This window comes from Rhodococcus sp. B50 (genome assembly GCF_013602415.1).
Classification (GTDB): Bacteria; Actinomycetota; Actinomycetes; order Mycobacteriales; family Mycobacteriaceae; genus Rhodococcus.
Genome location: NZ_WPAG02000002.1, coordinates 2,950,835 through 2,962,952, shown reverse-complemented (window position 1 = coordinate 2,962,952; position 12,118 = coordinate 2,950,835). Strand labels below are relative to the sequence as shown.

The following is a 12,118-nucleotide window of genomic DNA, read 5'->3' as shown; positions in this document are numbered from 1 at the left end:
GCCCACCCGACACACCGGATCCGGGTGAAGTTCGAGTGATGGTCGCAACACCCTCCCCAGGTGTATCCGGCGTGTTCATCCGGCGTTAACCTACGGTCGTCCGAGTGTCCACCGATTCCTCCTACCTTCTCTAACGGGTCGAGTACTGCCGACCCGGCGCCGGCACGGCCCGCGCCACGATGCCGCCGCCGCTCGGCGCCGCGGTCGTGTGAAGTTACTTCCGGAGGAGAACAGGTGAACCTCAAGCGCAATGGCGCCCTGCTCGGTGTTGTGGCCGCGGGAGCCCTCACGCTCGCTGCGTGTGGTACCGACAACAACGCCGGATCGGTAGACGTCGACGCGTCCGCGTCCGCCGCGGCCTGCGACGGCAAGTCCAACCTCTCGGGTGCGGGCTCGTCGGCGCAGAAGAACGCGATGGACCAGTTCGTCTCCACCTACATCGCCGTGTGCTCCGAGAAGGACGCGACCGTCAACATCGCGTACAACCCCACCGGATCGGGTGACGGCCGTACGCAGTTCATCGCGAACCAGATCGACTTCGCCGGTTCCGACTCGGCCATCAAGGACGAGCAGGCCGCTCAGGCCGCCGAGCGTTGCGCCGGAAACCCCGCGTGGAACCTGCCCCTGGTCTTCGGCCCGGTCGCACTGGCGTACAACGTCGAGGGTGTCGACGATCTCGTGTTGAACGCCGAGACCACCGCCAAGATCTTCAACGGCTCGATCACCAAGTGGAACGACCCGGCCATCGCTGCGCTCAACGAAGGTGCGGAGCTGCCGGACGCGAACATCACCCCGATCGTCCGCTCCGACTCGTCGGGCACGACGGACAACTTCCAGCAGTACCTGGAGACCGCATCGAACGGTGCCTGGACCAGCGGTGCCGGCTCCGACTTCACCGGTGGTGTCGGTGAGGGCGCGAAGGGCTCGGCGGGTGTGGCGCAGGCCGTCTCCGGTTCGCCCAACTCGATCACCTACGTCGAGAAGTCCTTCGCCGACCAGAACAATCTGAGCATCGCGCAGATCGACAACGGTTCCGGTCCGGTGGAGCTGAACGAGGAGACCGCCGGTAAGGCCATCGAGGGTGCCGAGTTCGTCCCGGCTTCCGAGGGCGACCTCACCCTCGACCTGTCGTCGATCTTCGGCAGCACCGAGCAAGGTTCCTACCCGCTCGTGCTGGCCACCTACGAGATCGTGTGCTCCGCCGGCTACGACGCCGACACCGCGGCCGCCGTCAAGTCGTTCCTGATCTCCGCTGCCAACGAGGGTCAGGAAGGCCTGTCCGAGCAGGGCTACGTCCCGCTGCCCGACACCTTCAAGACCCGGCTCACCGAGTCGATCGACGCCATCGCTGCCGGATGACCGAGAGGTCGCTCGGTCGCGACGAGTGACCGAGCGATCATCGACCCGCCCGTTCCTGACGAATACGCTGAGAAGGATTGCGAGCGCACATGAGTGACGCGCACAACACGTCGGTTCCCATCGCGGCCGACGGACCGACCCGCTCAGGAACGGGCGGTGTCACCGGCACCACGGAGGACACGATCAGTACCCCACCCCCATCCCCGGACCAGGCACGCAAGACCGTCGTGCGGCCGGGAGACCGAATCTTCAGCTCACTGGCGGCGGGCTCTGCCGTCCTGATCTCCGTGATCATCGGTGCGATCGCGGTCTTCCTGGTCTGGCGCGCCGTCCCGGCCCTGCAGCGCAACCAGGTCAACTTCCTCACCAGCCGCGATTGGATCACGCAGGACATCGCCGACATGGCGTTCGGTGTCCTCGATCTGTTCCAGGTGACGGTGCTCGTCTCGTTCTTCGCGCTGTTCCTCGCGATGCCCGTCGCGCTGGGCATCGCGATCTTCCTCACCTCGTACTGCCCCGATCGGCTCCGGAAACCGCTGGCGTACGTCATCGACCTGCTCGCCGCGGTCCCCTCGATCGTCTACGGCCTGTGGGGCATGCTCGTCCTCGCCCCGTTCCTGCGCCCCGTGGCGGAATGGCTCAACACCAACCTGGGCTGGTTCCCGCTGTTCGCCACAGGCAGCGGCTCCATCGTGGGCGGCGGAACGATCTTCACCGCCGGCATCGTCCTCGCTGTGATGATCCTGCCGACGATCGCCGCGGTCAGCCGCGAGGTGTTCGTCCAGACCCCGGTGGCCCACATCGAAGGCGCGCTCGCGCTCGGTGCGACCCGCTGGGAGGTCGTGCGAACCACCGTCATCCCGTTCGGCAAGTCCGGCTACATCAGCGGATCGATGCTCGGTCTCGGCCGCGCGCTCGGCGAGACGATGGCGCTGTACCTCATCCTCCGCACCACCTCGCAGGCGTTCTCCTGGTCGCTGTTCGACGGGGGTGCCACGATCGCCTCCAAGATCGCGCTCGGATACGCGGAGTTCAACAACGACATCCAGGCGGGCGCGTACATCGCCGCCGGTCTCGTGCTCTTCGTGCTCACCTTCGTGGTCAACGCCGCCGCGCGCATGATCGTCGCAGGAAAGAAGGACTGATCCATGTCGACCACCACGCTCACCTCTCCGGTCAAGGCCCCGGCCTTCCAGCGCGTCAGCGGACGTCGTCGCGCGAAGGACACCGCAGCCACGGTGCTCGTCACCCTCTCGGTCGTCGTCGCGCTGATCCCGCTCGCCTGGGTGCTGATCACCGTCATCAGCAAGGGTTTGCCCGCCCTCGTGTCGCCGACCTGGTTCACGAACTCGCTGAGCGGCCTGACAGCCTCGTCGATGGGCGGCGGCATCTACCACGCTCTGGTCGGCACACTCCTGCAGGGACTCGTCTGTGCGGTCATCTCGATCCCACTCGGCGTCTTCGTGGCGATCTACCTCGTCGAGTACGCCGGCAAGTCCCGGCTCGGCAAGATCACGACGTTCATGGTCGACATCCTCAGCGGTGTCCCGTCGATCGTCGCGGCGCTGTTCATCTACGCCCTGTGGGTGTCGACCTTCGGCATGCCGAAGTCGGGTTTCGCGGTCTCGCTCTCTCTCGTGCTGCTCATGGTTCCGGTGGTCGTGCGCAGCACCGAGGAGATGCTCCGCATCGTCCCGCAGGATCTGCGTGAAGCGTCGTACGCCCTGGGTGTGCCCAAGTGGAAGACCATCGCGCGCATCGTGCTGCCGACCTCGCTCGCCGGCATCATCACCGGCATCATGCTCGCCCTCGCCCGCGTCATGGGTGAGACGGCGCCGCTGTTGATCCTCGTCGGCTACGCCCCCTTCATCAACTTCGGACTGTTCGGCGGCGAGCAGGGCACCCTCCCGGGCGTCATGGTCGCCGAGATGAACAACCCCACCGCCGCCGGTGCGCAGCGCATCTGGGGTGCAGCGCTCACCCTGATCCTGGTCATCGCGATCCTCAACATCGCCGCCAAGTTGATCAGCCGGTACTCGCAGGTCGGCTCCAAGAAGTAATCCATGAACTTTACTCACGACATCGATACACCAGTAGGGAGCCGGTAATGGCCAAGCGTCTGGATCTCAAGGACGTCAACATCTACTACGGCAAGTTCCACGCCGTGGCCGACGTGACCCTGTCCGTTCCGCCGCGGAGCGTGACCGCCTTCATCGGCCCGTCCGGCTGCGGCAAGTCCACCGTGCTGCGGTCGCTCAACCGCATGCACGAGGTGACCCCCGGCGCGTACGTCGAGGGCTCGGTCCTCCTCGACGGTGAGGACATCTACGATCCGAGCGTCGACCCGGTCGGCGTCCGCAAGACGATCGGCATGGTCTTCCAGCGGCCCAACCCGTTCCCGACGATGTCGATCCGCGACAACGTCGTGGCCGGCCTGAAGCTGCAGGGCGTGCGCGACAAGAAGACGCTCGACGAGGTCGCGGAGAAGTCGCTGCGCGGCGCCAACCTGTGGAACGAGGTCAAGGACCGCCTCGACAAGCCCGGCGGCGGCCTGTCCGGCGGTCAGCAGCAGCGTCTGTGCATCGCCCGCGCGATCGCGGTGCAGCCCGATGTGCTGCTCATGGACGAGCCGTGCTCGGCACTCGACCCGATCTCCACACTGGCCATCGAGGACCTGATCGGTCAGTTGAAGAAGGACTTCACCATCGTCATCGTCACGCACAACATGCAGCAGGCTGCGCGCGTGAGCGATCAGACGGCGTTCTTCAATCTCGAGGCGACCGGCCGCCCGGGTGGACTGGTGGAGATCGACGACACGGAGAAGATCTTCTCCAATCCCAGCAAGAAGGCCACCGAGGACTACATCTCGGGCCGTTTCGGCTGAACCCGCCCTCTACGTGCGAGACCCCGACCGGATTCGCCCGGTCGGGGTCTCGTCGGTTCGTAGGGTCAGTGATTCTCGGGGTAGACGGTCAGGCTGTCGACCTTCTCCACGAGCTGACGGATTTCCTCCTCGGTGGGGAGCTTGCCGGTCACGAGGAAGATGACCCGGCGGCCCACCTCGACGGCGTGATCGGCGAAGCGCTCGTAGTAGCGGCCGAGCAGGGTGACGTCGACGGCCGCTGCGACGCCGTGCTCCCATTCGCGGTCCATGAGAACGGTGAACAGGTGACGATGCAGGTCGTCCATCGCCTCGTCCTCGTGGTGGAGGCGGGCGGCCCGGGCGGGATCGCGAGTCTCGAGGATCTCGCGGGTCGCGGCACCGAGAGCCACCGCGATCCGGCCCATCTCGGCGAAGTAACCCTTCACCTCGTCGGGGAGCACGTGATTGGGATGGCGCCGACGGGTCGCCTTCGCGATGTGCAGCGCCAGCGCACCCATACGATCGATGTCGGCCACGATCTGGATACCGCTGACCACGGCACGCAGGTCGCCGGCGACCGGGCCTTGCAGCGCGAGCAGCTGGAACGCCTTCTCCTCGCAGATCGCGCCGAGTTCGGTGATCTTCTCGTGCTCGTCGATCACCTGCTCGGCGAGAGCGAGATCGGCTTCGAGAAGAGCTCTGGTGGACCGCTCCATCGCGGTTCCGGCGAGTCCGGCCATCTCCCCGAGGAGATCGCCGAGCTCGCCCATCTGTTCGTTGTAGACGACGCGCATAATGGCACAGCCTACGACCTCGATCGGTCCGAACGGCGAGCATCGGATGAACCGCAGATGAACCCGGTCGGCCGAACAGCGGCGACTACATGCACAGATCGTCGGCGGCGTTGGTGATCGCGAGATCCGCGGGAAGCTCGACCGACGACTCCGACCGGGTCTGGATCTCCATCGGGGCGAGCTGCGTGCCTGCCGGGGTGGGAGCGACGACGGTGCCGTCGAAGCTGGTGCCCAGGACGATCTCCACGATGCTGCCCAGCTGGGCCGAGGGCGGAGCCTCCTGCAGCACCGCACCGGGGAAGGCGGAGGCCACCGTCGCCGCATCGATCTCCTGCCCCGCGCTGAAGCGGATCACGGTCTGCTTGCTCGTCCCGGAGGCGTAGTTGCCCACCGAATAGACCGGGAAGCCGTAGGCGGCGACCTCCTCGGCGGTGCGCGCCGCCAGCCCGGACAGACCCGAGGCATTCGAGACCTGCACCGACACCGTCGACGGGTCGACCGCGAGCTGCGCGGGCAGCGATTCGGCCGGGGGAGCGGCCGCGACCTCCGTCGGGTCCTCCTCCCGCTTCTCTCCCGGCAACGGGAGATCATCGATGATCGCGGTGAAGATCGCCTCGATGTCGTCGGTGCGCGGGATCTCGTTGCCCCAGTCGTTGGTGCCGGCCGTGGGGACGGTGAGGAACGACACCGCGCCCGCCTCGACGTTCTGCATCGAACGTCCGAGTTTCACGAGTGACTCGGCGTTGACGTTCTCGACGAACGTCGCACGGGTGAAGGCGCCGATGAACCCGTTGAGCTTCCCGGGATCGAGCAGCACCTTGTTCGACAACGTCGAACGCAGCAGCGACGACAGGAACTTCTGCTGCCGGCTGATGCGGCCGTAGTCGCTGTTGCCTTCCGAATCGATCTTGCGGGCGCGGACGTAGTCGAGTGCGCGTTTCCCGTCGAGTGTGTGGGTTCCGGGTGTCTCGATGAGGGGACCGAGCTCGTTGTCGATCAACGGTATGGAGGTACACACCTCGACACCACCGATCTCGTCCACCATCGATTCGAAGCCGGCGAAGTCGATGCCCACGAAATGGCCGATCTTCAACCCGGAGATCTTCTGGATCACCTTGACCAGGCACTTCGGACCGCCGAGTGCATAGGTCGCGTTGAGCTTGTCTCCGTCGGCGGCCGGATACAGTTCGGAATCGTATTCGCCGGTCGCGCTGTCCCATCCGCGGCATACCGGGCGTTCCACGTCCAGATCGCGGGGGAACGACACCGCGACCACGCGGCTGCGATCCGCAGGGATGTTGACGAGGATGACGGTGTCGGCACGAGCGCCCTCGGCGTCGTCTACGGTTCCGGCCCCGATCGCGCCGCTGGCACCGGCGCGGGTGTCGGTGCCCACGATCAGATAGGTCTCGTCGCCCGTCTGGCCGATCGGGTCGACGATGTCGTCCGATTCGGTGTCCAGTGCGGCGATCTGGGAGAAGCCCGCCTCCGTGGAACGGACGTATCCCCACACCGCACCGTTGCCCAGCAGTGCCAGGACCGAGACGAACGCCACCGCCGCTCGCGCTGCGAACCGGAGGCGTTTCCGCTTGCGTTGCTTGCTCTGGGCGAGTCGGCCGAGGGTGCCACTGCCCACCGGGCGTGGCAGCGCGGGGCTGGGTGCCTTCTCGTCGTCGGCGGGCGGGTGGTCGCCTGCGGAGGAAACCGTGTCGATCTTGACGGTCGGTTGTTCGTCCACGACCGGCGGTTGCTGTCGAGGAGGTGGGGTCTGCGGCGCGCCGACGGGAGGCACCGCTCGCGACTCCGCCGGAGGCACCGCTCGCGACTCCGCCGAAGGCACCGCTCGCGGTGGTGGCACCGAGGCCGGGTGAGACGGAGGACCGGCCGGCCGATCCGGTGCCTGGGCGCGCGGCGGGACGGGATTCTCCGGAGGCCGGGGACGGGACGGTCCCGGCGGCACTCGCGGCGCACCGGGTGGCACGGGCGGTGCACCCGCAGTCGGCGGTACCGGAGGGTTGGACTGTGCAGGAGGGTTGGACTGTGCCGAGGGGTTCGACCGGGTCGGCGGCGCCGCCGGAGGAGGCATCCTCTGCGGGAGCGCGGCCCGGCCGGCGTCGTCCTCGGATGCGACGTGCCGGGAAGGCTCGGGGCCGCGAGGATGCGCCGGAGGCAGCGACGAGGTGGACGTGCTCGGCGGATCCACGGGGGGATCCGACCGCGGAGGCGGATCGGATCGTCGCCCCATCTTGTCGAGCAGTTCGGCGACGGTGAGCTGCTCCGGGTCGTCCGAATCCGCGGACCGGCGATTGCGTACACCCTCATGGCGACCGGAGTCGGGGTCGGGCTCGTCGGAGCGGTGCACCCCGCCCGCGCGGCTGCGCCTGCTCGGGCGGGATTCGCGGTAGGCGCTGTCGGCTATCGGTCGTTCCCAGGGAGCGCGAGGATCCGGGGATCCTGTCTCGTGCTCCTCGTCCACCGATACCTGCTCTTTCCGCGGTCGTCCCGCATCGTCATCCGTCGTCGTCCACGGGATCGCTCACCGGCGACCGTCGCGAGGACTCCGCAATGATACTGATCGTCGGTTGCATGTGACTGTGACGCGGCTGTGACGCACGACATCCGTCGGCCGATCCGTGAATCCGTCCAGGGCAGCTCGAGGGGAAGAACTCACCCTCCCGAATGCATCATGTCGGCTCCCTCGGGCACGCAGGTGTCCTCGGGATCGTCGAGCCAGCCGTCGGGAAGCGCGACGCTGCTGGGGGAGCCCTGACGCCCCCGCGGGCCTTCGGCATCGGCGGGGAAGGGCACGTCGTGGTCGAGTTTGCCCACCAGATCGTCGAGTTCGGCGAGCGTCGACACCCGGGCGAGCCCGTTGCGGATCTCCGACCCGGCCGGGAAACCGCGCAGATACCAGGCGATGTGCTTGCGCATGTCGCGCAGACCGCGGTCCTCACCGTGATGATCGGCGAGGAGTTCGGCGTGCCGGCGCATGATCTGCGTCACCTCACCGAGATTCGGCGGGGTGGGGATCGGGCGACCGCCGAGCGCGGCACTGAGTTCGGCGAACAGCCAGGGGCGCCCGAGGCAGCCGCGACCGACGACCACGCCGTCGCAACCGGTCTGCGCCATCATCCTCTCCGCATCGGAGGCATCGAAGATGTCGCCGTTGCCGAGCACGGGTACGTCGGTGACGTGTTCCTTCAACCGCGCGATCTCGTCCCAGTCGGCCGCTCCCGAATACCGTTGCGCTGCGGTCCGGGCGTGGAGGGCCACGGCCGCTGCTCCCTCGGCGGCCGCGATGCGGCCGGCGTCGAGGTGGGTGTGGTGGTCGTCGTCGATCCCGATACGGAACTTGACCGTGACCGGGACGTTCGTGCCCTCCGTGGCGCGCACGGCAGCCGCGACGATCTGCCCGAACAGCCTGCGCTTGTAGGGGAGCGCGGATCCGCCGCCCTTGCGGGTCACCTTGGGGACCGGGCACCCGAAGTTCATGTCGATGTGGTCGGCGAGGTTCTCGTCGACGATCATCTTCGCCGCGGCGTAGGTCGTGTCGGGGTCGACGGTGTAGAGCTGCAGCGACCGCGGTGTCTCGGTGGGACCGAAGGTCGTCATGTGCATGGTGACCGGGTGCCGCTCGACGAGGGCGCGCGCGGTGACCATCTCGCACACGTACAGACCCGACGTGCTGCCGGCCCGTTCGAGTTCGAGTTCGCGGCACAGCGTGCGGAATGCGACGTTCGTCACTCCCGCCATCGGCGCCAGCACGACCGGGCTGTTCAGTTCGAGCGGGCCGATACGGAGGGAAGACATGGGTACCTCTGGAAAACGTTGTGTGACAGAGAAATAGCGCGCCCGTTCGTGTCGGGCCGCGGAAGCGACTGTGCCCGGCACCGAAATCGGCACCGGGCACAGGATAACCTCTGCCGCCCTCGGACGTCCGTGCCCGTGTGGGGCTCAGGCGTCGGCGCCCACCTTCTCGCGCTTCGCGGCCTCTCGGGCGAGGGAACGGTCGCGCATCTCCTCGAACCGGCCCGCCTGGCGTTCCAGTTCCTCGAGGAAGGTGCCGAGCTTGTCGAGATCGCGCTGCGCCTCGCTGCCGAGATCGCGCTCGAAGATGCTCCACTTGCGGAGCACCGGCATCACGACGTCGTCGAGGTGCTGACGCAGGTCGTAGATTCCGTGCTTGGCCATGAGCACGCCGTTGCGGCGGAAGTTCGGCATACCGGCGCCCGGCATCTGGAAGTTCTCGAGCACCTCGACGATCGCGGCCAGCGTCTGGGCCGGTGCGACGTCGATCGCCGCGTCGCAGATGTTCCGGTAGAAGATCATGTGCAGGTTCTCGTCGGCGGCGATGCGCTGGAGCATCTTGTCGGCGATCGAGTCGTCGCAGGCACGTCCGGTGTTGCGGTGCGACACGCGGGTCGCGAGCTCCTGGAAGGTCACGTAGGCGACCGAGTGGAGCATGCCGGTGGAGTTGGGCGACGCGAATCCGTTCGTCATGTGCTCCATACGGGCGTTCTCGAGCGCGACGGGGTCGACACCCCGCGTGACGACCAGATAGTCGCGCATGACGATGCCGTGGCGGTTCTCCTCCGCCGTCCACCGGCCGACCCAGGTGCCCCAGGCTCCGTCGCGGGAGAAGCTCTCGGCGATCTCGCGGTGGTAGGAGGGCAGATTGTCCTCGGTGAGGAGGTTGGTGATCATGGCCGCCTTGGCGACCTCGCCGAGCTTCGACTGCTCGGGTTCCCAGTCGACACCGCCCATCGCGGCGAAGTTGCGGCCCTCGTCCCACGGTACGTAGTCGTGGGGATGCCAGTCCTTTGCCATCGAGAGGTGCCGGTTGAGGTTCGCTTCGGCCACAGGCTCCAGCTCGCGCAGCAGCTCCAGTTGAGTCAGGACTCGCGTCATACTCTTCTACCCCTCACATCGTGTCCGTGTACTCCGCCGGAATACGGAGAGGGGGAGCCCGGCTGATCGTTGCCGCTGCATGCGGTCCCACCGTGCAGTGGCCCCCCACATCGCCCGGATCACGGTACAGGGCCGGACCGCTCGAGGACAGCACCGTCCCGCTCGTGCCACATCACTCGGGAGAGCGGAACGTGCTGTTCCAGCGGCTCTCAGCGCTTGCCGCCGCCGAGGAGTCCACCGAGGAGTCCGCCGAGGCCACCACCCGAATTGCCGCCGAGCACACTGCCGAGGACGTCGCCGAGACCGCCGCCGGCCGGGGCCGAACCGCCACCGGCGTTCTTCAGCAGACCTCCGAGGAGATCGGCGAGACCGCCACCCTGTGAGGGGCTCGCGGCGTTCGCTCCCGCGCCACCGCCGATCTGCTTGGCGAGATAGGACAACACGATGGGGGCGATGATCGGCAGGACCTTGGCGATGAGATCGTTCCCGCCCGCACCGTTCACGGAGCCGAGGGTCGAGATCACCTGCTCCTTCTTGTCGCCGAAGACGTTGGAGACGATCCTGTCGCCGTCCTCGGTGTCGATCCCGTCGACGTCGACGTCACCCTCGGCCAGGCTCGAGTCGGAGTGCTTGCCCAGCGCGGAGAGCAGCGACGCCGCCCCCGTCGGGTTCTGGGCGTTGGCGTCGAGACCGCCGACGAGGGTGGGGAGTGCCGCGCGGACGGCCGTCTCCGCCGTCGCTGTGTCGACGCCGAGTCGCTGCGCCACCTGCGCTACCGGGATGCGGGACATCAGTTCGTCGAGACTTGCCATCGTTCCTGCCTTGACTCGTGGGTGTCCCGAAGCGGCCACCCGGTGCGGAGAGAGTATCGGGATCGGCCCCGCTACAGGGGGAGGCTCGGTGGGGAAGCTCAGTCGAGGGAAACAGGGTTCGTCGACGAGCGACGCAGGGCGATGAGGCAGCACAGGAGCGCGACGAGCGTGCCGCTGAGCAGAAGGACGGTCCCGTTCTGATTGGTCAGCGTCGTACTGCGATTGAGTTCGACGTACTCACCGTGGGTCTGGAACAGACGCGTCCAGAACACCGCCGCCGTGGCGACGCCGATCAGCGTCCCGGCCCACCCGACGGCCACCGAGTCGAACAGCGCGGCGGCGAGCAACAGCACTGCGGCGACGACGAGCGGGACCGCGAGGGACTCGTACAACGGCAGACCCGGGACCGCGACACCCGCAAGGTCACCGGCGGGGAAGCCGTCGCGCAACGCCACCAGGGGGATCTCGGTGGGACGTATTCCGCCGACCACCGGCAACACCGACCCGATCCCCAGGGCGACAGCGGCCAGGAACAGGCCCAGGTCCACGAAACTGCGCATGTTCCTCCCCGGACGGTGAACGTTCGATTACCCCTGCGGGTCACCGTATACAAAGTCGGGCAACCGCACCGGGTGAAATTCACAGTGTGAAGGGACCTGCTGTGAAAGCGGTGGTCCGTAGGCTGACATGCATACGGCACGTGCTCACGTACCGATCGGCGAGGAAGGTTCCGGATGACGAACAGCGATGTCGAGACCGGTTCGCGGAAGGGGTTGCCGCCCTGGGCGAAGAAGACCATCGCGGTGGTCGTGGCATTGATCGTGCTGGTGATCGCCTATTACGCGTTGGCGGCGTTCGTTCCTCGCTGGTGGGCGCAGCGGATCGCCGGGCTCGCGGACGGTGGATTCACACGGGGAGTGCTGTGGGGTCTGCTCTTCGGCATCCTCTGCACGGCGATCCCGATCTCGCTGCTCGCGTGGATCTGGCAGGTCCGCAATTGGAGGTACCACCGTGGACTGCAGATCGTCTTCGGCGTGCTCGCGCTGGTGGTCGCTCTGCCGAACCTCATGACCCTGGCGGTCGTGCTTGGCACCGGAAACGGCGCGCACGCCGGTGAGCGGATCCTCGACGTGGATGCTCCGGGTTTCCGCGGAGCCACGCTGATCGGAGCGATCCTCGGAGCGCTGGCCGCGATGGTGTTCGTCGTCGCGCTCACCCGCTACCGCAAGCGCGGACGCGACCTGAAACAGGCCCGCGTGGATCTCGAGCGGCGCCGGGTCGAGCAGGAGCGGCTCGATGCGCGTCGCGATGCGGAGAAGGAACTCGGACGGAGTGTCGACGACGTCCCGCCCGGATCGCACCGCCTGTAGCGGGGGACAACC

The 12,118-nt window shown here is 67.3% G+C and carries 11 protein-coding genes; 5 read left to right on the top strand and 6 right to left on the bottom strand.

Annotation, left to right across the window (positions count from 1 at the left end; genetic code table 11):
* The first annotated feature begins 234 nt into the window (after window positions 1–234).
* From pstS to pstB, 4 genes are all read left to right on the top strand, one after another.
* Complete coding sequence (gene pstS / locus GON09_RS14030; protein WP_213932308.1) at window positions 235–1,359, top strand: phosphate ABC transporter substrate-binding protein PstS; 1,125 nt, start codon at window positions 235–237, stop codon at window positions 1,357–1,359.
* An 89-nt stretch (window positions 1,360–1,448) separates the two neighbouring features.
* Complete coding sequence (gene pstC, locus GON09_RS14025; protein ID WP_213932307.1) at window positions 1,449–2,504, top strand: phosphate ABC transporter permease subunit PstC; 1,056 nt, start codon at window positions 1,449–1,451, stop codon at window positions 2,502–2,504.
* Window positions 2,505–2,507: 3 nt separating this feature from the next.
* Window positions 2,508–3,419: a phosphate ABC transporter permease PstA gene (gene pstA / locus GON09_RS14020; RefSeq protein WP_213932306.1), complete on the top strand. Its 912-nt coding sequence runs from the start codon at window positions 2,508–2,510 to the stop codon at window positions 3,417–3,419.
* A gap of 47 nt (window positions 3,420–3,466) precedes the next feature.
* Window positions 3,467–4,243: a phosphate ABC transporter ATP-binding protein PstB gene (gene pstB, locus GON09_RS14015; RefSeq protein ID WP_213932305.1), complete on the top strand. Its 777-nt coding sequence runs from the start codon at window positions 3,467–3,469 to the stop codon at window positions 4,241–4,243.
* A 65-nt stretch (window positions 4,244–4,308) separates the two neighbouring features.
* Here pstB and phoU read toward each other — a convergent pair whose 3' ends face one another.
* The 6 genes from phoU to GON09_RS13985 all read right to left on the bottom strand — a co-directional run bounded on the left by phoU (window position 4,309) and on the right by GON09_RS13985 (window position 11,296).
* Window positions 4,309–5,016, bottom strand: coding sequence for a phosphate signaling complex protein PhoU (phoU, locus tag GON09_RS14010; RefSeq protein WP_213932304.1), 708 nt, complete (start codon window positions 5,014–5,016; stop codon window positions 4,309–4,311).
* Between the two features lie 85 nt (window positions 5,017–5,101).
* On the bottom strand, window positions 5,102–7,102 hold the full coding sequence (locus tag GON09_RS14005; RefSeq protein ID WP_374195393.1) for an LCP family protein: 2,001 nt from the start codon (window positions 7,100–7,102) through the stop codon (window positions 5,102–5,104).
* Between the two features lie 581 nt (window positions 7,103–7,683).
* A complete protein-coding gene (dusB, locus tag GON09_RS14000; RefSeq protein ID WP_213932303.1) occupies window positions 7,684–8,826 on the bottom strand; it encodes a tRNA dihydrouridine synthase DusB in 1,143 nt (380 codons plus the stop codon).
* Between the two features lie 144 nt (window positions 8,827–8,970).
* Window positions 8,971–9,924, bottom strand: coding sequence for an acyl-ACP desaturase (locus GON09_RS13995; protein ID WP_213932302.1), 954 nt, complete (start codon window positions 9,922–9,924; stop codon window positions 8,971–8,973).
* Between the two features lie 209 nt (window positions 9,925–10,133).
* On the bottom strand, window positions 10,134–10,736 hold the full coding sequence (locus GON09_RS13990) for a DUF937 domain-containing protein (RefSeq protein ID WP_213932301.1): 603 nt from the start codon (window positions 10,734–10,736) through the stop codon (window positions 10,134–10,136).
* Window positions 10,737–10,834: 98 nt separating this feature from the next.
* Window positions 10,835–11,296: a hypothetical protein gene (locus GON09_RS13985; protein ID WP_213932300.1), complete on the bottom strand. Its 462-nt coding sequence runs from the start codon at window positions 11,294–11,296 to the stop codon at window positions 10,835–10,837.
* Between the two features lie 174 nt (window positions 11,297–11,470).
* On the opposite strand from GON09_RS13985, the gene GON09_RS13980 reads away from it, so the two are divergent.
* On the top strand, window positions 11,471–12,106 hold the full coding sequence (locus tag GON09_RS13980; protein ID WP_213932299.1) for a hypothetical protein: 636 nt from the start codon (window positions 11,471–11,473) through the stop codon (window positions 12,104–12,106).
* The last annotated feature ends 12 nt before the right edge of the window (window positions 12,107–12,118 follow it).